This window comes from Streptomyces bikiniensis (genome assembly GCF_000716625.1).
In the GTDB taxonomy this organism is placed as follows: Bacteria; Actinomycetota; Actinomycetes; order Streptomycetales; family Streptomycetaceae; genus Streptomyces; species Streptomyces bikiniensis.
In genome coordinates this window covers 78,238-99,967 of the sequence record NZ_JNXJ01000004.1, presented here as the reverse complement: position 1 = coordinate 99,967, position 21,730 = coordinate 78,238, and the positions used below count along the sequence as shown (strand labels likewise).

18 protein-coding genes and 1 pseudogene are annotated in these 21,730 nt (G+C 74.7%); 15 read left to right on the top strand and 4 right to left on the bottom strand.

The window, feature by feature from the left end; genetic code table 11:
* Positions 1 to 82: 82 nt before the first annotated feature.
* The 14 genes and pseudogenes from OO47_RS03770 to OO47_RS37595 all read left to right on the top strand — a co-directional run.
* Positions 83 to 2,194 carry a DUF4139 domain-containing protein gene (locus tag OO47_RS03770; RefSeq protein WP_051715876.1) on the top strand — a complete coding sequence of 704 codons (2,112 nt, stop codon included), beginning with the start codon at positions 83 to 85 and terminating at the stop codon, positions 2,192 to 2,194.
* Between the two features lie 6 nt (positions 2,195 to 2,200).
* On the top strand, positions 2,201 to 3,763 hold the full coding sequence (locus OO47_RS03765; protein WP_030212257.1) for a mucoidy inhibitor MuiA family protein: 1,563 nt from the start codon (positions 2,201 to 2,203) through the stop codon (positions 3,761 to 3,763).
* A 180-nt stretch (positions 3,764 to 3,943) separates the two neighbouring features.
* Positions 3,944 to 5,755 (top strand): ATP-binding SpoIIE family protein phosphatase, encoded by a 1,812-nt coding sequence (locus OO47_RS03760; protein ID WP_033207971.1) that lies wholly within the window; start codon positions 3,944 to 3,946, stop codon positions 5,753 to 5,755.
* A gap of 107 nt (positions 5,756 to 5,862) precedes the next feature.
* Positions 5,863 to 7,059 (top strand): nitric oxide synthase oxygenase, encoded by a 1,197-nt coding sequence (locus tag OO47_RS03755; protein WP_030212251.1) that lies wholly within the window; start codon positions 5,863 to 5,865, stop codon positions 7,057 to 7,059.
* 100 nt (positions 7,060 to 7,159) lie between these two features.
* Positions 7,160 to 7,840 carry a hypothetical protein gene (locus OO47_RS03750; protein ID WP_030212248.1) on the top strand — a complete coding sequence of 227 codons (681 nt, stop codon included), beginning with the start codon at positions 7,160 to 7,162 and terminating at the stop codon, positions 7,838 to 7,840.
* 200 nt (positions 7,841 to 8,040) lie between these two features.
* On the top strand, positions 8,041 to 9,723 hold the full coding sequence (locus tag OO47_RS03745) for an ATP-binding protein (RefSeq protein ID WP_063831875.1): 1,683 nt from the start codon (positions 8,041 to 8,043) through the stop codon (positions 9,721 to 9,723).
* Positions 9,724 to 10,125: a roadblock/LC7 domain-containing protein gene (locus OO47_RS03740; protein ID WP_030212242.1), complete on the top strand. Its 402-nt coding sequence runs from the start codon at positions 9,724 to 9,726 to the stop codon at positions 10,123 to 10,125. It begins immediately after the preceding gene.
* Entirely contained in the window at positions 10,122 to 10,475 is a 354-nt protein-coding gene (locus OO47_RS03735; RefSeq protein ID WP_030212240.1) for a DUF742 domain-containing protein, read from the top strand. The genes OO47_RS03740 and OO47_RS03735 overlap by 4 nt, the downstream gene beginning before the upstream one ends.
* Complete coding sequence (locus tag OO47_RS03730; RefSeq protein WP_030212237.1) at positions 10,456 to 11,079, top strand: GTP-binding protein; 624 nt, start codon at positions 10,456 to 10,458, stop codon at positions 11,077 to 11,079. The genes OO47_RS03735 and OO47_RS03730 overlap by 20 nt, the downstream gene beginning before the upstream one ends.
* Entirely contained in the window at positions 11,076 to 12,317 is a 1,242-nt protein-coding gene (locus tag OO47_RS03725) for a cytochrome P450 (RefSeq protein ID WP_051715874.1), read from the top strand. The genes OO47_RS03730 and OO47_RS03725 overlap by 4 nt, the downstream gene beginning before the upstream one ends.
* Positions 12,314 to 13,558 carry a cytochrome P450 family protein gene (locus tag OO47_RS03720; RefSeq protein ID WP_051715871.1) on the top strand — a complete coding sequence of 415 codons (1,245 nt, stop codon included), beginning with the start codon at positions 12,314 to 12,316 and terminating at the stop codon, positions 13,556 to 13,558. Before OO47_RS03725 ends, OO47_RS03720 begins: the two co-directional genes overlap by 4 nt.
* A gap of 190 nt (positions 13,559 to 13,748) precedes the next feature.
* On the top strand, positions 13,749 to 14,828 hold the full coding sequence (trpS, locus tag OO47_RS03715) for a tryptophan--tRNA ligase (RefSeq protein ID WP_030212226.1): 1,080 nt from the start codon (positions 13,749 to 13,751) through the stop codon (positions 14,826 to 14,828).
* 135 nt (positions 14,829 to 14,963) lie between these two features.
* Positions 14,964 to 15,086, top strand: a complete 123-nt coding sequence (locus OO47_RS38370; RefSeq protein ID WP_267883672.1) for a hypothetical protein — start codon at positions 14,964 to 14,966, stop codon at positions 15,084 to 15,086.
* A pseudogene (locus tag OO47_RS37595) lies at positions 15,083 to 15,211 on the top strand (substrate-binding domain-containing protein); the annotation flags it as partial. The gene OO47_RS38370 and the pseudogene OO47_RS37595, both read left to right, overlap by 4 nt.
* A gap of 114 nt (positions 15,212 to 15,325) precedes the next feature.
* Here OO47_RS37595 and OO47_RS03710 read toward each other — a convergent pair.
* From OO47_RS03710 to OO47_RS03690, 4 genes are all read right to left on the bottom strand, one after another.
* Positions 15,326 to 17,104, bottom strand: coding sequence for a BCCT family transporter (locus OO47_RS03710; protein ID WP_106969331.1), 1,779 nt, complete (start codon positions 17,102 to 17,104; stop codon positions 15,326 to 15,328).
* 132 nt (positions 17,105 to 17,236) lie between these two features.
* A complete protein-coding gene (locus OO47_RS03705; protein WP_030212220.1) occupies positions 17,237 to 18,268 on the bottom strand; it encodes an aminoglycoside phosphotransferase family protein in 1,032 nt (343 codons plus the stop codon).
* Positions 18,269 to 18,631: 363 nt separating this feature from the next.
* The gene (locus OO47_RS03700; protein WP_030212217.1) at positions 18,632 to 19,006 is read right to left on the bottom strand and encodes a VOC family protein; all 375 of its coding nucleotides are present in this window, start codon (positions 19,004 to 19,006) and stop codon (positions 18,632 to 18,634) included.
* Between the two features lie 467 nt (positions 19,007 to 19,473).
* Positions 19,474 to 20,514, bottom strand: a complete 1,041-nt coding sequence (locus tag OO47_RS03690) for an NAD(P)-dependent alcohol dehydrogenase (protein ID WP_030212211.1) — start codon at positions 20,512 to 20,514, stop codon at positions 19,474 to 19,476.
* Between the two features lie 456 nt (positions 20,515 to 20,970).
* Between OO47_RS03690 and OO47_RS03685 the strand changes: the two genes are divergently transcribed.
* Entirely contained in the window at positions 20,971 to 21,612 is a 642-nt protein-coding gene (locus tag OO47_RS03685) for a LamG domain-containing protein (protein WP_030212209.1), read from the top strand.
* The last annotated feature ends 118 nt before the right edge of the window (positions 21,613 to 21,730 follow it).

Here is a 21,730-nt window from a genome sequence, read left to right as displayed (position 1 = left end):
GCGTTCCGGTCTCCGGCACCGGAACGCGGCCCGTCCGCGTAGGCTTCGGCCGGTACGACGGACGGGGCAGGGGGCGAGGCGCATGTCGGAGGAGACGGCCCGGAGGTGGGGGTCTACCCTCGATTCGGTCGTGGTGTACGCGGAGGGCGCGGTCTGCCGCCGCCTGGCCCGGGGCGCCGTGCCCCCGGACGGCCGGGTACGGGTCGCGGGACTGCCCCGCGCCCTGGAACCGGGCTCGCTGCGGGCCCGGGTCCTGGGACCGGCCGGAGTCCGGGTCACCGAGGCCCGGGTGGAGGTCGCGTCCGAGCCGCTCGGCGACGGCGCGCCCGACGCGCTGCGGCGCGAGGTCGAGCGGCTGCGCGACGCGTGCGCGGCGGCCCAGGGGCGCCGGGACCGGCAGCGGACCCTGATCGCGGAGGTCGAGGGCCTGCACCCGGTCTCCCCGGCCCGCAAGCGCGAGGACCCGTACCGCCGCACCGCGGTCGACGCCTGGCTGGAACTCGCCGACTTCGTCGACGAGCGGCTGGCCCGGCTGCACGCGCGCCTCGTCGAGCTGGAAGAGGAGCTGCGCGACGCCGAGCACGCGCTCTCCGTCGCCGCCGACCGGCTCGCCCGAGCCTCCACCGACGCCCCTTCGCCCCACGTCGGGACCACCGTCTCCGCCGTCCTGACCCTGGAGGGCGCGGTCGGCGGGGAGGCTCCGGCGGAAGTGGAACTGGAGCTGGAGCTGGAGTACGGGGTGCCGGGCGCCGTCTGGGTGCCGGCCTACCGCCTCTCGCACCACCGGGGCGACGACGGGGGGCGGTTGGTGCTGCGCGCCTCGGTCGCCCAGCGGACCGGCGAGGACTGGACCGGGGTGCGCCTCGCCCTGGCCACCGCCGACCTGCGGCGCCGCACCGACCTGCCCCGGCTGCGTTCCGTGCGGATCGGGCGCCGGCAGGCGGCCCCCGCGCCGTCCGGCTGGCGCGAGCCCCCGGCGGGCCTCTCCGACCTCTTCGCCGGGTACGAGGCGGCCGGACCCCGGCCCGTTCCGGCCTCCGCCTCCGGCGGTGCCGTGGCGGGCTCCGTCGCCGTGCCGGTCGCGGCCGCCCCCGCCCCGACGCCGCCTCCGGCACCGACGCCCCCGGCCTTCGCCGGGCCGCCGACCCTCACCGGGGCTCCCCCGCCGCCCGGCGGCGGGTACGGCTTCGCGCCCGAGCCCTACGGCGGGCCTCCGGCGCCGGCGCCGCAGGGCTACGGCGGGGCGCCCGGCGCCGCACCGGGCTCCGTCTCCCGGTCCCCCCGCCGTGCCATGGCGCCCGCCGCTCCCGGCGCTCCCGCCCCCGCCGCGGCGGCCCCGCCACCGCTCCCGGCACCGTCCGGTCCGCCGCGGCCGAGCGGCGACGAGCTGGACTACGCCTCCCTCGTCCTGTCCGGCCCCGACGACCGGGGCCCGCGCCGGGGACGCCTGTTCCCGGACTCCTCCTCCGACGCCGTGACGACCGAGTACCGCCGCCGCGCCGAGGGGGTGGCCGCGCTGCCGCTGCCCCGGCACGCCGTGCGCCCCCGGGAGTCGGCGGGCTCCTTCGACCACCGCTTCGACGCCGCCGCCCGCGCCGACGTCCCTTCGGACGGCACCTGGCACACCGTCACCGTCGGCGAGATCCCGGTCGGCCTGCGCACCGAGTACCTCTGCGTCCCGTCCGTGGAGGAGACCGTGTACACGACGCTCGTGGTCTCCAACGCCACCGGGCAGGCCCTCCTCGCGGGCCCGGTGGAGGTCACCGTCGACGACGAGTTCCTGCTGACGGCCGCGCTCCCCACGCTCGCCCCCGGCGGTGTCCGGCGGCTGGGCCTGGGCCCGGCCGAGGCGATCCGCGTGACCCGCCGCACCCACCTGCGGGAGTCGACCGCGGGCCTGCGCAACAACGTCACCGTCCTCGACCACCAGGTCCACGTGGAGCTGGTGAACCGCCTCGCGGCGCCCGCCGTCGTGGAGGTCCGCGAGCGGGTGCCGGTCACCTCCGAGCCCGACGTGCGGATCGAGGAACGGGCCGGCTGGGCGGTGCCCGAGGACGGGCCCGAGGAGCACGCGGCGGGCACCCGCGTCCGGCGGGTCGAACTCCCCGCCGGCGGCACCGCCGTCCTCGAAGGCGGCTACGAGATCCGCATCCCGGCCGGCAAGGCCCTGGTCGACGGCAACCGCAGGAGCTGACCCACCATGACCACGGAATCCCGGCCGATCCCCCTTCCCGTCACCGCCGTCACCTGTCTGGAGGACCGCGCCCACGTCGAGCGCGCCGCCGTCGTCGACCTCGCGGCCGGTGTCCAGCGGCTGCGCCTCGGCCCGGTCAGCGCCCTGGCCGTCGACCGCACCCTCCACGCCGAGCCGGCCTCCGACGCCCCGGTGACCGTGCTCGCCGCGCGGATCGTCCGCACCTGGACGCCGCGCGGTCCGGTCCCCTCCTCCGAGGACGGTTCCGCCCTGCGGCTGCGCGCGCACGCCCTCGAAAAGGAACGGCGCACCGCGGAGCAGGAGCGCGACCGGTTGCGCGTCCGGCTCGACCTGCTCGGCAGGCTCGCCGCCGACCTGCTGCGCGAGATCCGCGAGGGCAGCGGCTCCGGCGAGAGCGAGGGCGAGCGCTGGGGCCGGGAGCTGGACCGCGTGGACGCCGAGCGCGACGCGTACGCCGAACGGCTCCGGGCCGTCGAGGCCCGGCTGACCGGGCTCGACGCCGAGGACGACGCGATCCTGCGGGCCCTGGCCGAGGGCGAGCGGGAGCCCGCCGAGCTGGTCGCCCACGTGGAGCTGACCGTGGAGGCGGCGGAGGCGGGTCCGGCCCGGCTGCGGATCGGCCACCTCACCCCGTGCGCGCTGTGGCGGCCCGCCTACCGGGCCGTGCTCGACGGCGGTTCGCTGACCCTGGAGACCGAGGCCGTGGTCTGGCAGCGCACCGGCGAGGACTGGTCGGACGTGCGGCTGACGCTGTCGACGGCCCGCTCGGCGCTCGCCACCGAGCCGCCGGGCCTGGTCGAGGACCGGCTGACGCTCAGGGACCGCTCCGCCGCCGAGCGCCGCACGGTCGACGTCGAGGTGCGCGAGGAGCTGATCGGGGACCTCGGGCCGGCGCCGGTGCTCGGCCTGCCGGGGGTCGACGACGGCGGCGAGGCGCGCATCCTGCACGCCCCCGCGCCGGTCTCCGTCTCCTCCGACGGCCGGGCGCACCGGGTGCCGCTCTCGGTGTTCACGACCGGCGCGGGCGACGAGTACGCCTGCTCCCCCGAGTTGTCCCCGCTGGTCACGCAGGTGGTGCGGTTCGACAACCGGTCCGGGCACGCCCTGCTGGCCGGACCGGTGGACCTGGTGCGCGGCAGCGGTTTCATCGGCCGCGGCGCGCTGGAGTTCACCGCTCCCGGCGCCGCCGCGGAGCTGGCCTACGGCAGTCGCGACGACATCCGGGTCGTCCGGTACGCCGAGGAGTCCCACGGCGCCGCCGGGCTCACCCAGCGGACCGTGGTCACCCATACGGTCCGACTGCACCTGTCCCGGTTCTCCGCCCCCGGCGAGGACGGGGAGCGGGTGGTCGTCCTGCGGGAGCGGATCCCCGTCTCCGAGGTCTCGGCGGTGGAGGTGCGCCTGCGCGAGGAGTCCTGCTCCCCCGCGCCGGCCTCGGTCGACGCGGAGGGCATCGTCCGCTGGGACGTCTCCCTGCCGCCGGGCGGCCGCCGGACGGTCACCCTGGTGTACGAGGTGTCGGCGTCCGCCAAGGTCGTGGGGATCTGAGGGCGGGGCGCCCGGGCCGCCCCTCCTCCGGTCCCGTGTCGCGGAGGGTCGCCCCCGGGTGACTCCTCGTGGCCGTGGACGTACTTGCGCGGATTGCTTCCGCATGCCTGATGCACTGTGGCCTCTTCCGGTGCAGACTGTGCAACAGATGGCGTCACATCCTGTCTGGAGGCCGAAAGAGTGAACGGCGGGAGCGACAGGCGGCGCCTGACCGGCCGCGCCTCGGCCGGGAGCGGTCCGTCGGCCCGCCGGTCGGCCGGCGCGGGCGCGCGGTTCCGCAGGAGCAGGGGTCTGTTGCCGCCCGACCGGTTCACCACCCGCAGTCAGCTGGCGTGGCTGAATTCCGCCACCTCCAGGATCGGTACGACCCTGGACCTGGAGCGCACCGCGCAGGAGCTGGCCGAGTTCACGGTGCCCCGGTTCGCCGACGGCGCCGCCGTGGACGTCCTGGAGAGCGTGCTGCGCGGCGAGGAGGGGGCGCGGTGGACCGGGGAGGGCCTTCCTCCGCTGCGGGCCACGGCGCTGTGCGCCATCGAGGAGCTCGCCTCCCTGGAGCCGACCCCGGTGGGCGAGACCTACGTCCAGTCCGAGGAGCGGCACGAGACGCTGCTGCACCGGTACTGCCTCCGGCAGGGCAAGCCGGTCCTGCTGAGCCGGATGCGGGGCGACGACTTCGCCCGGGTGGCGCCGTCGGCGAGCGCGGCGGCGCAGATGCGGGCCGCCGGGGTGCACAGCTACCTGGCCGTTCCGCTGATCGCGCGCGGGCTGCTGCTCGGGAGCGCCGACTTCGTGCGCGGCCCGGGGACGCCGCCGTTCTCCTCCACGGACCTCGCGCTCGCGGAGCAGCTCGCCTCGAAGGCCGCCGTCTTCATCGACAACGCGCGCCTGTACGGGCGTGAGCGCGAGCACGTGGTGTCGTTGCAGCGCAGTCTGCTGCCGCGCGCGACGCCGGTGACGCCGGGGCTGCGGCTGCACTCGGAGTACGCGCCCTCGACGGCCGGCCACGGGGTGGGCGGGGACTGGTACGACGTGATGGCGCTGCCCGGCGGGCGGACGGCCCTGGTGGTGGGGGACGTGATGGGGCACGGGCTGCCCGCCGCCGCCACGATGGGGCGGCTGCGGGCCGTCGCCCGTACGCTGATGACCCTGGACATGGCTCCGGAACGGGTCCTGGCGCGGCTCGACCTGGCCACCCGCGACCTGGAGGACGAGCAGGTCGCCACGTGTCTGTGCGCGGTGTACGACCCGGCGGACTCCAGCTACACGCTGGCCAGTGCGGGGCACCTGCCGCCGCTGCTGCTCGACGGGCGGGGCGCGGCCGACTTCGCGGACGTGCCGGCCGGCGCTCCCCTGGGCGCGGGGGTGATCCCGTACGATCCGATCCGGCTGAAGGTGCCCGACGGCGGTCATCTGGTGATGTACACGGACGGGCTCATCAAGACCCGGACCGAGGATCTGGACGAGCAGTTGGAGCGGCTGCGGTCGGCCGCGCTCGGCCTCACCCCCGGGGCGCTGGAGGCGGGCGGTCTGGTGGAGCGCGCTCCGGCCGGGGCCGAGCGGTTCGACGAGGCGGTGCTGCTCGTCGCGACGGACGCGCCGTCCCCGCGCGACGACCTGCGGGTGTGGGAGCTGCCGAAGGACGGGCGGGCGGCCTCCGCCGCCCGGAAGCTGGTCACGGAGCAGCTCTCCGCGTGGGGTCTCGCGGAGCTCGCGGACGTCTGCGAGCTGGTCGTCTCCGAACTCGTGGGCAACGCGCTGCGGTACGGCAACGGGCCGGGCGAGCTGCGGCTCTGGCGCGGCGAGCGGCTGGTCGTGGAGGTCTCGGACACGGGCCCCGACCTGCCGCAGATCCAGCACGCGGACCTCAGCGACGAGGGCGGGCGGGGGCTCCAGCTCATCAACATGCTCTGCCGCCGCTGGGGTTCCTGCCGCACCGTCACCGGCAAGGCGGTCTGGGCGGAGCAGAACATGCCGGGCGCCCAGGAGTTGTAGCGGAACGGGGCAGAGTACCAGCGAGCCGCCGTTCCCGTACGCAGTACGCAGACTCTCCACACACGCGCGAACACACGGGGTAGTCATGGAGGCCAGGAGGGAACACCTTGGTCTTCAGTCTGCGTCTCCGACGGAAGTCGGCCCCCGTCGGCGTCTGTCCGTTCACGTCCGACGCCACCCCCGGCCCGCAAGGGCCCCCACGAACGCCGGAGGCGCCGCCGCGCGCCACCGACCGGCGGGAGGCGGAGCGCTTCGTCCGGCAGTTCCACCAGGAGGAGCCGCGGACGGGTGACGCGGAGCGCCGGGTCCGCGAGGTGCTCGCCGAGATCGACCGGACGGGCACGTACGCGCACACCCCGGAGGAGCTGGCGTTCGGCGCCCGTGTCGCGTGGCGCAACGCGGCCCGCTGCATCGGCAGGCTCTACTGGCGCAGCCTCGTGGTGCGCGACCTGCGGCACGTCGCCTCGGCCGACGGGGTCGCCGGGGCCTGCTTCGAGCATCTGCGCCTCGCGGGGAACGACGGCCGGATCCGGCCGGTGATCTCGGTCTTCGCACCGGACCGGCCGGGCCGTCCCGGGCCCCGGATCGTCAACGACCAGTTGGTGCGCTACGCGGGGCACCGCACCCCGGAGGGGGACTGGGTCGGCGATCCGCGCGGTGCGGAGCCGACCGCGCTCGCCCGCGAGCTGGGCTGGAAGCGGACCGACGACCCCTTCCAGGTACTGCCGTTGATGGTGCGGGAGCGTCCGGACGCGCGGCCGGAGTGGTACGAGCTGCCGGAGGGCTGCGTCATGGAGGTGCCGCTGCGGCACCCGGACCACCCGTGGTTCGCGGAGCTCGGCCTGCGCTGGTACGCGGTGCCGGCTATCAGCGACATGCCGCTGGAGATCGGCGGGGTGCGCTATCCGGCGGCGCCGTTCAACGGCTGGTACATGGGGGTGGAGATCGGCGCGCGGAACCTCGCCGACACCGACCGCTACGACCTGCTGCCGGTGGTCGCGGACCGGCTGGGCCTGGACCGCTCGTCGGAGCGGACGCTGTGGCGGGACCGGGCGCTGGTCGAGCTGAACGTGGCGGTGCTGCACTCCTTCGAGGAGGCCGGGGTGATGATGGCCGACCACCACACCGAGTCCGAGCGGTTCCTCCGGCACATCGACCGGGAGGCCCGCCACGGCAGGCCGACCCCGGCCGACTGGAGCTGGATCGTCCCGCCGGTCTCCGGCTCGGCCACCCCGGTCTTCCACCGCTACTACGACCCGGTCGACGACTCCCTGCGGCCCGCGTTCGTCGAGCGCGAGCGATAAGGGCTGCCGGCCCGCGGCGCCCGGCGCCCGGCGTGAACCCGGAGGCCGCGGCCCGGCGGCTCCGCCCAGGGCGGGCGGGACGACAGGGCGAAGGGGTCACGTGGAACAGCGGGTGCGGGTGCACAGGGTGCGACTCGGCGGGAGCGAGGTCCGGGTGGTGCGGTCGGCCCCCGGGCCCGGCGCGACGGGTCTGGCGCTCCGCGACGACGGGCACTGGCTGTCCATGTACGCCGACCGGGAGGGCGCCGACCGGCTCGCCGCCCTGTGGGCACTGGCGGCCAGGTCCCCCCGGTCGCTGGTCCACCTGCCCCTCCGGAACGGTCCGGCCCCCCGCGACGGCGCCGGTGACGGCGAGCCGGTCGCGCTCGACCTGGTCCTCCTCCACCACAGCCTGCAGTTTCCGACCTCGTCGTGGAAGGAGGTCCGGGCGCGGCTCGGCGCCGGCACGCCCCACACCGTCTCCCTGCCGGACGACGACCTCCCGGACGCGGACGCCGTCGACCACGAGCGGCGGCACCACCGGACGTACCGCGACCGCCTCGGCTTCGACGTCGCCGCGCACACCCTGTTCGTCGTCGGCAGCTCCACCGCCTTCCGCGAAGAGGGCGCCGCGCTGCGGGACTTCGCCGGCCGTGCCGCGGCCCACCGGCGGCGGTATCCGGCCTCCCCGCACTTCTGCGTGGAGCTCTTCCCCGGTCCGGGGGGCCGGGGGCGGACGCGCCGCCATGTGCCCGGGTCCTTGCACATCGAGTACCGCGACGACCGGGAACGGACGGCCTGAGCGCCCGCCAGGGGACGGACGCGCGCTGGCACTTCGGTGAACTCCGAGTAAATTCGATCACTTCTGATCGCATAAATAGGGCAGTTAAACCTTTACCTGGATGCCGATCCGATCAAGCCAGTTCCTAACTGATCAACAACGCATCTATAGTGCCGTCGTTACGACTCCCTTCCCGCGTGCCCGTTCTGAGAGTCTGGTTGATGTCGGCGCCGTCCACCCCCTTCCGCCCCGCCCTGCTCGCCTCGTTGCTGACAGCCGCCGCAGGTGGTGCGCTCGCCGCGGCGGCGACCGCCGCGGCGCCGGCCGGGGTCCGCCCCGCGCTCGCCTGGTTCGCCGTCTGCTGCGTCCTGCTGCTCGCCGCCTCGGCCTTCGCCGTCATCTGGTATGGACGCACCTCGCGCGCCCTCGGCCGCCGGGTCGAGACGCTGACCGCCGAACTCGCCTCCCGTGAGGCGTACGCCACCGCGGCCGCGGCCTCCGCCGAGCGGGAGACCGCGGCCCTGAGGGAGCGGTACGCGGCGGACACCGCGGCCGCCGAGGCGGCCCGCGCGGCGCGGACCGAGGAGCTGGTGCGCGCCCACGCGGCCGAGACGGCGGAGCTGACCCGGGCCCGGGCCGCCGACGTCGCGCGCCTGGAGGAGAGGCTGCGCCGCGCCGAGTCCGGCCGGTCCGCCGCCATGGCCGCCGCCGCCAACGCGGCCGGCCGCATGCAGGCGCTCGCCACGAGCATGCTGGCCGACCTGCGGGAGATGGAGCACCGGCACGCCGACGAGGACGTCCTGACCGACCTCCTCCACCTCGACCACCGCACCGCCCAGGCGGGCCGGCTCGCCGACTCCGTCGCCGTGCTGACCGGGGCGCGGTCCGGCCGCCGCTGGGCCCGCCCGATCGTCATGGAGTCGATCCTGCGCGGCGCCATGGGCCGGATCAGCGGCTACCAGCGGGTGCGGCTGCACTCCAGCAGCGACGCGGCCGTGGCGGGCCACGCCGCCGAGGGCGTCATGCACGCCCTGGCCGAACTCATGGACAACGCCGCCAACTTCTCCCCGCCCACCGCCGAGGTCCACGTCTACGTGGAGGAGGTCCCCGCCGGCGTCATCATCGCGGTGGAGGACAGCGGCCTGGTGATGAGCGACGTCCAGCTGCGCCGCGCCGAGGCGGCCGTGAGCGGGGAGAACCAGGACCTGGCCGGTCTGTCCGGGACCCGGCTCGGCCTGGCCGTCGTCGGCCGGCTGGCCCGCAAGCACGGCCTGACCGTGTCGTTCCGCCCCTCGGCGCGCGGCGGCACCGGCGCCCTGCTCATGCTGCCGCAGGAGCTGATCAGCCACGTGCCCGCGGAGACGCCGGCCGCGCCCGCCGCCGTACTGCCCCCCGTCTCCGGCCGCGGCCTGTCCGCCCCCGACCGCGCGCCGGCCGGGACCCCGGCGCCCGCCCCCGCCGCGGCACGGGCCGGGGAGCCCGAGACCGTGCACGAGCCCGACACCGACCGGGGCACCACCGGCGAGGGCACCGGTGAGCACCCGCAGTTCGGCGAGAGCGGCCTACCGCGCCGCCGCCGCGGCCGGGCGCTCGCCGCCGCCCACCCGGAGGGGCCCGACGCCGCCCCGAAGCCCCGCGCGGCCGGCCCGCGCAGCGGCGCGGCGGCCGGGGCCGCGTCCCGCTTCGGCACCTTCCGGCAGGCCGTCCGCGCCGCCGAACGGTCCGACGCCGGCACCGGAGCCGACGCCTCCCCGGCATCCGACGTCCCCCCGGCGTCCGAGACCTCCCCGGCGGCGGACGGCTCCCCCGCCGCCCCGCCCGTCCCGTCCGACCAGGCCGGCCGGACGTCCACCCCCCGGACGTCGCCGTCCTCGAACTCCCCGCACCCGGAAGGCACCCCGTAAATGACCGGCACCACCACCGACGAGAAGCTCAGCTGGCTCCTTGAGGGCCTGCTCGAACGCACCCCGGGCACCCGGCACGCCCTGGTGCTCTCCCGTGACGGCCTCAAGCTCTGCCGTACCCCCGAGCTCTCCGTCGACCAGGCGGACCAGCTCGCCGCGATCGCCGCCGGCATCCAGAGCCTGTCGCACGGGGCGTCCGTGGAGTTCGGCGACGGCACGGGCGGCGTCCGTTCCGCGATGGCCGAGTTCTACGGCGGCATCCTGTTCATCGTGGAGGCCGGCGAGGGCGCCCACCTCGCGCTCGTCGCCGACGAGGACGCCGACGCCGGGCTCGTCGGCCACAACATGTCCGAGCTGGTCGAGCAGCTCGGCGAGCATCTGGTCGCGAGGCCCCGGGGATGAGCCGACCCAGGCCGGGCCGGGACGACTCCCCCGACCGGCTCTACACCCTGACCGGCGGCCGCAGCCGTGCCGGGTCCGACGCCTTCGACCTGGTGACCCTCGTGGTCGCCGAGAGCGACCCGGTCCCCGGCATGCAGTCCGAGCACGCCTCGATCCTGCGCATGTGCCGCTTCCCCACGGCGGTGGTGGAGGTGGCGGCCGGACTCGGCCTGCCGGTGTCGATCACGCGGATCCTGCTGGCCGACCTCCACGACACCGGCCGGATCAGCGCACGGCACCCCCGCGCGTCGTACCGCCTTCCCGATCACGACATCCTGGAGCAGGTGCTCGTTGGACTCCGTAACCTCTGAACAGCGCCAGACCCTGCACAGCACCGCCGACAACGGACTGAAGATCGTCGTCGTCGGCGGTTTCGGCGTCGGCAAGACCACCCTGGTGCGCTCGGTCAGCGAGATCCGCCCGCTGAACACCGAGGAGACCATGACGCAGGCGGGCGAGGGCGTCGACGACACCGGCGGCGTCGCCGCGAAGACGGCCACCACCGTGGCCTTCGACTTCGGCCGGATCTCGCTGGACGCCCACAACGTCCTCTACCTGTTCGGGGCGCCGGGCCAGGAGCGGTTCTGGTTCCTCTGGGACCGGCTGTTCTCCGGGACGCTCGGCGCGGTCGTGCTCGTCGACACGCGCCGGCTCGCCGACTCCTGGTACGCGATCGACCGCCTGGAGCACCACGGCACGCCGTTCGTCGTCGCCTGCAACGACTTCGGCGGTCCCGTCCACACCGCCGGGCAGATCCGCGAGGCCCTCGACCTCGCCGACGAGGTCCCGCTGGTCTTCTGCGACGCCCGGTCGCGCGAGTCCAGCAAGCAGGTCCTGATCACGCTCGTCGAGCACCTGCAGTCCGTCGTCGCCCAGGACCCGACGCCGCAGCCCATTCCGGAGCCCGCCCCGTGACCTGCCCCGTGCCCCACTCCGAGCCCCGGCCCGTCCCGCTGGGCGGGCCCCGGTTCCAGACCGACCCCACCGAGCTGTACCGGCAGATGCGCCGGGAGCACGGGACGGTCGCCCCGGTCGTCCTGGACGGGGACATACCCGCCTGGCTGGTCCTCGGCTACCGCGAGCTGCACCAGGTCACCAGCGATCCGGTGCTCTTCTCGCGCGACTCCGACCTGTGGAACCAGTGGGACCGCATCCCGGCGGACTGGCCGCTGCTGCCCATGATCGGGCGCAAGCAGCCGTCCATCCTCTACACCGTCGGCGAACGGCACCGCGAGCGCGCGGACGTCGTCTCGGGCGCCCTGGAGGCGATCGACCCGTTCGTCCTGCGGGCGCGCGCCGAGCGGTTCGCCGACGAGCTGATCGACGCGCTGTGCGGCAAGGGCTCCTGCGACATCATCGCCGAGTACGCGATGCTGCTGCCGGTCCGGGTCCTCGCCAGCGTCTACGGCTTCGCCGACGAGCAGGGCCCCGGCCTCGTCAAGGCCATGAACGACATGATCAACGGCCAGGAGGGCGCCCTGGAGGGCCAGCGCCACCTGGGCGAGTCGATGTTCGGGCTGCTGGCCGCCAAGGCGGAGGCGCCGGGCGACGACGTCGCCTCGCGGATGCTCGCCAACACGGCCGGCTTCACGGTCGAGGAGGTCGCCCAGGACCTCATGGTGATGATGGCCGCCGGCCACCAGCCCACCGCCGACTGGATCGGCAACTCGCTGCGCCTGATGCTCACCGACGAACGGTTCGCGGCCTCGCTGTCCGGCGGCCGGCACAGCGTCGGCGAGGCGATGAACGAGGTCCTGTGGGAGGACACCCCCACCCAGAACGTCGCCGGGCGGTGGGCCTCGCGCGACACCCGCCTCGGCGGGCGCCGGATCGGCGCCGGGGACCTGCTGCTGCTCGGCCTGGCCGCCGCCAACTCCGACCCGCACGTACGGACCGACTCCGGCGCGCTCACCGGCGGCAACAACGCCTACCTGTCCTTCGGGCACGGCGAGCACCGCTGCCCGTTCCCCGCGCAGGAGGTCGCCGAGACCATCGCCCGGACGGGCATCGAGGTGCTGCTCGACCGGCTGCCGGACGTGGACCTCGCGGTGGCCCCGCAGGACCTCGCCCGCCGCCCCTCCCCCTGGCTGCGCGGTCTGACCGCGCTCCCCGTGACCTACACACCGACCCCCGCCCTTGGAGCCCTCGGATGAGCTGCCCGTACGACCACACCGCCGCGTCCGGCGCCGGCGTCATCGAACTCGACCCGTTCGTCACCGACCTCGACGGCGAGAGCGCCCGGCTGCGCGCCGCCGGTCCGCTCGCCCGGGTCGTCCTGCCGGGCGGGGTGCCCTGCTTCGCCGTCACCCACCACGCGGAGGCCCGGAAGCTGCTCACGGACCCGCGCCTGGTCAAGGACATCGATGTCTGGGGCGCCTGGCAGCGCGGCGAGATACCGCTGGACTGGCCGCTGATCGGCCTGGCCAACCCCGGGAAGTCGATGCTGACCGCGGACGGCGAGGAGCACCGGCGGCTGCGCGGTCTGGTCGCGCAGGCGCTGACCGCGCGCCGGGTGGAGCGGCTGCGCTCCGGCATCGAGGCCCTGACCACGGAGATGCTGGACCGGCTCGCCGAGCGCCCGGCGGGCGAGACCGTGGACCTGAAGGCGGAGTTCGCGTACCCGCTGCCGATGAACGTGGTCTGCGAGCTGATGGGCGTCGAGCGGGCCGACCAGCCGCGGATGAAGGAGCTGTTCGACAAGTTCTTCTCGACGCAGACCCCGCCCGAGGAGGTGCCGCAGATGATGGCGGACCTGGGCGCCCTGTTCTCGCGGATCGTGGCGGGCAAGAAGGAGGCGCCCGGCGACGACCTCACGAGCGCGCTGATCGAGGCGTCGGAGGACGGCGACCGGCTCACCACGGAGGAGATCACCAACACCCTCCAGCTGATGGTGGCCGCCGGTCACGAGACGACCATCAGCCTGATCGTGAACGCCGTGGTCGCCCTGAGCACCCACCCCGAGCAGCGCGACCTGGTGCTCAAGGGCGAGGTGCCGTGGGAGAACGTGATCGAGGAGACCCTGCGCTGGTCGACGCCCACCTCGCACGTCCTGATCCGGTTCGCCGCCGAGGACATCGAGGTCGGTGACCGGGTCCTGCCCAAGGGCGAGGGGCTGATCGTGTCGTTCGGCGCGATCGGCCGGGACGAGGCCCAGTTCGGCCCGACGGCGGGCGACTTCGACGTGACCCGCACGCCGAACCGGCACATCTCCTTCGGCCACGGCCCGCACGTCTGCCCGGGCGCGGCGCTGTCCCGCCTGGAGGCGTCGGTGGCGCTGCCCGCGCTGTACGCGCGCTTCCCCGAGCTGCGTCTCGCGGTGCCGCGCGAGGAACTGCGCAACAAGCCGGTCGTCACCCAGAACGACCTGTTCGACCTGCCGGTCGTCCTGGCCTGAGGATCGCACGGACCGGAAGGCTGTACGGTGGGCGCATGCGTTCTTCGTCGTGTCTGAGCCGGTGGCGCTCCTTTTAGGAGCGGCCACCCCTCACGCATGACCCAAGGGCCGTTCGGACGAACGGCCCTTTTCGCGTTTCCCGGACCGGGTCCTGTCGTTCGGCGGCGTCCTCGACCCACCAGGAGACCCCGTGAACACGACCGTCCTTCCCGACACCGCCCCCGCCGCCGTGACGACCGACGCGCGGGCCCGCAGCGCCGCCCTGGAGGAGGAGGTCCTCCGGAGTCCGGGGCGGTTCCGCGTCCTCACCGGCGACCGTCCCACCGGGCGGCTGCACCTGGGGCACTACTTCGGCACGCTCCACAACCGGGTCCGGCTCCAGGACCTCGGGGCGGAGCTGTTCGTGATCGTCGCGGACTACCAGGTCCTGACCGACCGGGACGTGGCGGACGACCTGCCCGGACACGTCGAGGAGCTGGTCCTGGACCACCTCGCGATCGGGGTGGACCCGGCGCGGAGCACGATCTTCGCCCACAGCGCGGTCCCCGCCCTCCACCAGTTGATGCTGCCCTTCCTCAGCCTGGTGTCCGTGGCCGAGCTGAACCGCAACCCCACGGTCAAGGACGAGATCGCCCACTCCCGGCAGTCCGCGGTCAGCGGCCTGATGTTCACCTATCCCGTCCACCAAGCGGCCGACATCCTCTTCTGCAAGGCGAACCTGGTCCCGGTCGGCCAGGACCAGCTGCCGCACCTGGAGGTCACGCGGACGGTCGCCCGCCGCTTCAACGCCCGTTACGGGGAGGGCGTGTTCCCCGAGCCCGAGGCGCTGCTCTCCCACGCGCCGCTGCTGCTCGGCACCGACGGCACCAAGATGAGCAAGAGCCGGGGCAACGCCGTCACCCTGGCGGCGAGCGCGGACGAGACCGCCCGGCTGCTGCGGGGCGCGAAGACCGACTCCGAGCGCCACATCGCGTACGACCCGGTCCACCGCCCCGAGGTGTCCTCCCTGCTGCTCCTGGCGGCCCTCTGCCAGGGCCGCACGCCCGAGGAGGTCGCCGCCGGGATCGGCTCCGGCGGGGCCGCCGCGCTGAAGGGGACCGTGACGGAGGCGGTCAACGAGCACCTGGCGCCGATCAGGGCCCGTCGCGCCGCGTACGCGCGGGACCGGACGTACCTGCGCGAGGTGCTGCGGGAGGGGAACGAGCGCGCCCGGGCGGTGGCCGACGCCACGCTCGCGGAGGTGCGCACGGTCATGAACAGCCGCTACTGAGGGGCGGGCGGGAGCCGTGTCCGAGGGGCACGCCCGGCCCCCTTCCGGGTCCGGTACTCATGCCGGGGCCGGTTCCGGCGGGACCACGACCACGAGGGCGCACCGGTCCGGAGGGGGAACGGCACGGGCAGGGTCGTGGGCGCGTTCGTGGTGGCGGGTCTCGCCGTCGGGGCGCTGGTCCTGGCGTACGCGGTGGGGGCGCCGCCCGGGGCGGTGCTCGCCGGCGGGTCCTCGTCCTGGACGCCGGGGAGGCCGTGAGCGCCGAGTCGATCCGGCCCTCCGTGCAGAAGGCCCGCGACGCGGGCGTCGAGGTCGTGGCGTACGACCGCCTCGCGCAGGGTCCGGTCGACGCGTACGTCTCGTACGACAACCGCAAGGTGGGCGAGCTCCAGGGCCGGGCGCTGCCCGATGCACTCGGCGACGAGGCGGGCAGCGGGCAGCGGGCAGCGGGCAGCGGGCAGCGGGCAGCGGGCAGCGGGCAGCGGGCAGATCGTGCCTCAGGCGCTTCCCCGGCCCGGCGCCCCGGGGCCGTCCTGCCCCGGTTCGCCGGGACCGATCCGCAGCTCGAAGTCCCCGGCGTACTTCTCGTGCCCGGCGATCACGGCGAGTTCGACGGCCTCCTCGCCCATCTCGCCGCGGACGATGAGCGGGTCCCTGCGCAGGTCCCGCATGAGCGCCACGCACATCCCGATCATGACGAGCACGAACGGCGCGGCGACCAGGATGGTGAGGTTCTGCAGGCCCGCGAGCGCGTCGCCCTGACCGTCGCCGATGAGGAGCATGATCGCGGCGACCGCGCCGGTCACCACGCCCCAGAAGACCACCACGGGCCGGGTGGGTTCGAAGGAGCCGCGCTGCGAGAGCGTCCCCATGACGATGGAGGCGGCGTCCGCGCCGGAGACGAAGAAGATGCCGACCAGGATCATCACGAGCAGGCTCATGGCGCCGGCGACCGGGAACTCCTGGAGGACGCCGAAGAGCTGCCCCTCGGGGGTGTCCTCCCCGGCCAGCGCGCCCTGCTCCCTGAGCTTCATCGCCGTGCCGCCGAAGATGGCGAACCAGATCAGGCTGACGGTGCTGGGGACCAGGATGACCCCGCCGACGAACTGCCGGATGGTGCGGCCCCGGCTGATGCGGGCGATGAACATGCCGACGAAGGGCGTCCAGGAGATCCACCACGCCCAGTAGAAGACGGTCCAGCTGCCCAGCCAGTCGTGGATGTTCTCGCCGCTGGTCGCCTCGGTGCGGCCGGCGAGCTGCGGCAGGTCTCCGATGTAGGCGGCGATCGAGGTGGGCAGCAGGTCGAGCACGATGATGGTGGGGCCCGCCACGAAGACGAAGACGGCGAGGATCGCCGCGAGCACCATGTTGGTGTTGGAGAGCCACTGGATGCCCTTCTCCACGCCGGAGACGGCGGAGAGGACGAAGGCCACGGTGAGGACCGCGATGATGGCGACGAGCAGGCCGGTGCCGGTCTTCTCCATCCAGTTCAGCTCCTCGAAGCCGCTGCCGATCTGGAGCGCGCCGAGGCCGAGGGAGGCGGCGGAGCCGAAGAGGGTGGCGAAGATGGCCAGGATGTCGATGACCCGGCCGGGACCGCCGTACGCCCGCTTCTCGCCCATCAGCGGGACGAAGACGGCGCTGATGGTCTGGCGGCGGCCGCGCCGGAAGCTGGAGTAGGCGATGGCGAGGCCGACGACGGCGTAGATCGCCCACGGGTGGAGCGTCCAGTGGAAGAGCGTGGTGGCCATGGCGGTCTGCATCCGCTCGGCCGAGTCGACGGGATGGGTGCCGGGCGGCGGGGTGCCGTAGTGGGCGAGCGGTTCGCTCACTCCGTAGAACATCAGGCCGATGCCCATGCCGGCGCTGAACATCATGGCGATCCAGGACACGGTCCGGAACTCGGGGCCCTCCTCCTCCCGGCCGAGGGTGATCCGGCCGTAGCGGCTGACGGCGAGCCACAGCGCGAAGACGACGAACCCGGAGGCGGCGAGCATGAACGCCCAGCCGCCGTCGCGGATCAGCCCGTCGAGGAGGGAGCTGGAGACGTCCTCCAGGCTCTCGGTGGCCGTGGCTCCCCAGACGACGAAGGCCAGGGTGAGGACGGCGGCGACCCCGAACACGATCCGGTCGGTACGGGCGTGGTGGCGGCGGTCGGAGCGGACGAGGAGCGTCGGCAGCACCGGCAGCCCCCGGCTCCTCGCCCGTGCGGCGCCCTTCCGGCGTCCTTCCGGCCTCTCTTCTTCCTGCGACACGGGCGGCACCTTTCGCGGCATTGCGCTGCATTACGGGGCAAACTTCACAACGTCTCCGTAAGGCAGTACCACAGGCGCGGCCCGTTCCGGTGGACCAACGGGCCTTCGCGTCCCCTCCGTCTTCCCCCCCTCCCTCCGCGGTCGGACCGCCGGTCAGACCGCCGCGTCCTCGAACGGCGTCGTCGGGACGAAGAGTTCCCGCAGCCAGTGGGCGCTCGCCTCGGCGCAGCCGGTGGTCGGGGTGCCGGGAAAGAGGCGGAACCACGAGGCCGCCCGGCCGAGGGCGGCGAGGCGGGTGGCGAGGGCCGCGGCCCGGCGCAGCTCCGGGAGGGTGGGGCCCAGGTCGGTCCAGGGCCCCAGATAGGCGTCGCGCAGCCGGCCCGCGTGCTCGGGTCCGTACCGTTCGAGGACGGCGCGGGCGGGGACGAGGAGGCTGCCGAAGGGATGGCCGACGGCGGCGTCGCCCCAGTCGAAGAAGGTGAAGCGGTCGGGGGCGGGGGCGAGCACCTGCCCGTCGTGCAGGTCGCAGTGGTCGAGCGAGTCCGGGACGCCGTACGCGTCGAGCTCCGCGCACCAGTCGAGCAGGCGGGGCCGGCCGGCCGCGAGGGCGCGGCGGGCGTCCGGGTCCAGGGTGGGGTTCTCCGCGACCAGGCCGTCGAAGAGGGCGGGCAGCCGGGCGGTGCGGGCGTCGGGCACGCCGAGGGCCGTCATGCGGTCCGTGTACGGGGCGAGCGCCCGCTGCATGCGCGCGTACTGGGCGAGGGCCCGGACCCAGGAGTCGGGGCCCGCGTCGCCGGCGTCCAGGACGTCCCGGAAGAGGGGGCCTCCGTCGGGGAGCAGCGACCAGGCCCGTGCGGCGTCGACCGCCAGCGGGGTCATGACGTGGCCGGGCACCCATCGCGCGAGGGCGTCGCCGAGCGGGGCCTCGAAGCCGTTGTCCGGCGCGCCGGCCTTGAACCAGACGGCGTCGCGCTCCCCGGGCCCGGTGCGGAAGCGCACGAGGACCGACCAGGGGCGGACCCTGACCTCGCGGGTCCCGGTCTCGCGCAGCCCGTGCCGGGCGAGGGCGCGCTCCGCCCACGCGAGGGCGGCCGCGCGCCAGTCCTCCTCCTCCCAGGGGGTGACCGCGTCCGCGAACTGCCCGCGGTCGACCGTCATGGGGATCGTGGATGTCTCTCGTCGCATCGGTCGATCCCATCATCGGGGTGGGCGGGGCGCACGCGAATATCCGGGACCGCCCGGGGCCCGGCGCATCCTCGCCCCGGACGCGCTCTCCCGCCGCACGACGCCGGCAGGGGCCGCCGCTCCGGCCGGGACGGCCGTGGTCTTCCGCGATGTGCGCCCGTCCGGCACGGCGAAGCCCGTGGACCCGGTGGTGGTCGACGGCCGGATCGCGGCCGGTCAGGCGCCCCGGCCGACCTCGTCCTCGTGCGGGGCGAGTGTCTGCCGCAGGTGGTGGTCGACGTGCCCCGCCGGGACGTGGTGGCCCACGGCGGGGTCGTCGTGGCGCGCGACGGGGAGCTCCTCGACCGACCCCGCCCGCGCGGACTACAGGTACGGGCGGGTGATCAGTTCCATCGCGTGGCCCGCGGGGTCCTTGAAGTAGACCCCGCGGCCGCCGTGCTCGGTGTTGGTCTCGCCGGGCCGCCGCATCTGCGGGTCGGCCCAGTGCTCGATCCCCCGCTCGCACAGGCGCCCGTAGGCGCGCTCGAACAGCTCGTCGTCGACGAGGAAGGCGTAGTGCTGCATCTGGATCTCCACCGGGGGCTCGGCGAACTGGATCAGTACGCCGTCGGGGAGCTGGACGTTGACGAACGGCCCCCAGGAGGGCGCTTCGGGGAGTTCCAGCAGCTCCCGGAGGAAACGGGCCGACTCGTGCCGGTCCTTGGCCGCGACGATGGTGTGGTTGAAGGTGACTGCCATGGGGATGACCTCGCTCTTGTTCGACAGGGAAGGGACTCGTCAGCGCGTGTGCACTGGGGGTCCTCGTGTCGAACGGCAGGGGTGCGCCCTGCGCACCCGCCGAGCCGTCAGTCGTCCACCGGGTCGCCCGTCCGTGTGTGGCGTATAGCCGGTCCGGTGTTCACGTCGCAGGACGTTACGTGATCGGCACGGGCCACGGCAAGGCCGCCGGAGGAGCCCGGTCGCTCGGACCCACGGCGTGCGCGGACGAGGAGCGGACCGGGACGGGGCGGGGCGGTCGACGGCTCTTCACGGATACGGACGGGGTTCTCCCCACGGACGGAGTCTCCCCTCCCCGGCAGGGACCTCCTCCCGGACAGGGCTTCTCCCGGCGCACCCCGTGGGTGCACCCGCCGGTGGGCGTCCTGCCGTACGCGGCCTCGCTCCCCGGCGCCTGGACGATCACGGTCTCGTGAGGGCGCGGGCGGTCAGCCGTTGGGCAGGATGACCGCGCGTCCGTCGACGCGCCCCTCGTGCAGCCGCTCGTAGGCCTTCGGGGCGTCGTCCAGGGCGTACGTCTCCACGTGGACGTCGACGGCTCCGGTGCGGGCCAGGTCGAGCACCTCGATCAGCTCGGCGCGGGTGCCCCAGTACGGGGAGGCCACGGAGACCTCGTACGCCGGGGAGCCGAAGCCGACGGGCAGGGCGCCGCCGCCGAGGCCGACGATCGTGACGTCGCCCTCGGCCGCGGCCATGGCGCCCGCCGAGCTCACCGTGGGCGGGGCTCCCACGAAGTCGAGGACGACCTCGGCGCCGCGGCCGCCGGTCAGTTCGCGGACCTCGGCGGCCGCCGACGCGTCGGAGAGCACGGCCTCGTGCGCGCCGACGGCACGGGCGAGGGCCAGCTTCTCCTCGGTGACGTCCAGGGCGACGACCCTGGCCGCGGTCATGGCGCGCAGCAGCTGGATGGCGACGTGGCCGAGCCCGCCCGTGCCGATGACGACGGCGGTGCTGCCGGGGACGAGCTTCGGCAGGGAGCGTTTGACGGCGTGGTACGGGGTGAGGCCCGCGTCCGTGAGCGGTGCGGCCCGCACGGGATCGAGGCCGCCGAGCGGGACGAGGTGGCGGGGGCTGTCGACGACCATGTACTCGGCGATGGCGCCGGGGGCGCCGAGGCCGGGCGGCCTGATGCCCAGCTCGTCGGCCCGCAGACAGTAGTTCTCCTTGCCCTGGGCGCACATGAAGCAGGCGCCGCAGCCCCAGGGGCCGTACACGGCGACCGCGTCGCCGACGGCGAACCCCTCGGCGCCCGCGCCGAGCGCCTCGACGGTGCCGACGCCCTCGTGCCCGAGGGTCAGGGGCAGCGGAAAGGGCAGCTGGTCGGCGGGCCGACTCATGACGGCGATGTCGGAGTGGCAGACGCCGGCGGCGGTGACCCTGAGGAGGACCTGGCCGGGGCCGGGCTCCGGGTCGGGAACGGTGACGACCTCGGGCGGGGCGCCCACCGTGCGGTACTGGAGTGCCTTCATGACGGTGCGTCCCCTGCTCTCTCGCTCTTTCCTGCGCCTCCCGACCGATTCCGGCGAAGAGGAGGTGTCGGTGCAGCCGGGTCCGACGCCGTTGATACGTACCCCCCGGGCGGCGTGTTCGAGTGCCGCCGTCCCGGTGAGGCCGACGAGGCCGTGCTCGGCCGCGGCGGGGGCGGTCCGGCCGCCCCCGCCTGCCGGGACGCGGTGAAACGCGGCGGAGCCAGGTGACGAGTTGTCGCCATCTGGTCACCCTCCGTGTCATCCCTGGTGGGGCGGGGCAGATCGTCGGTGGGCCGATGGACGCCCGTGTGACGAGAGGAGCGAGCCGTGCTGTCCGACTTCTTCGAACGACTGCTGCGCCGCGGCGCGGGTTCCGGTTCCGGCTCGGGGCCGCCCCCGGGGGCCGGGGCGCCGACGGGGACGGGGGTGCCCGGACAGGCGCGGCCCCCTCGGAACCTGGTCCTCGACGCCGACTTCTCCTCCGCCGAGCAGTGGGTCGCCGGTCGCTCCTGGGCCTATCCCCACGGCGGTCCGACCAACCCCGGCGACAACAAGCTCGACCACCTCACGGACGATCCCGCGTACAGCAGGAGCGGGGTCTTCCGGGCGACCCCCCGGCCCGACGGCCGCTGGACCGCCGGACTGCTCACCACCGAGGGCAGTGCCGAGGGGTTCCTCGTGCGCACGGGCGACGTCCTGGAGGCCCGGGTGCGGCTGCCGGTGGAGATCGGCGCCTGGCCGGCGATCTGGACCTGGCGCGACGGCGGCCAGGAGATCGACGTCTTCGAGTACCACCCCGACAACCCGGACCTCCTGGAGCTGTCGAACCGGGTCAGGGGACGCCACCACTACTTCCGGGACCCGGCGGTCCGCCCGGGGGCGTGGATCGACTTCCGGGTCGAGTTCGGCGCGCGCTCGGTGGTGTGGTGGGTGAACGGCGCGCGGGCCTTCGACGACCGCAGGGGGGTGGGCCGTTCCTGGCGCGCCTATCTGATCGTGAACCTCTCGGTGTGCGCGGGCCGCTACCACCCGGCGCCCGAGCCGGGCACGGCGGAGATGTCGTACGAGGTGACGGAGCTGCGCGTGTACCGGGGCTGAGCCGGGGCCGGTCCGCGTGCTCCTCCGCACGGCGAGCGGTGCGCCGACGCGCGCGAACGACGGGGGAAGCGTCGTCGGGGCAACGGGTGTTGCGTAGGCTCGAACGGAGCGTTCCGCG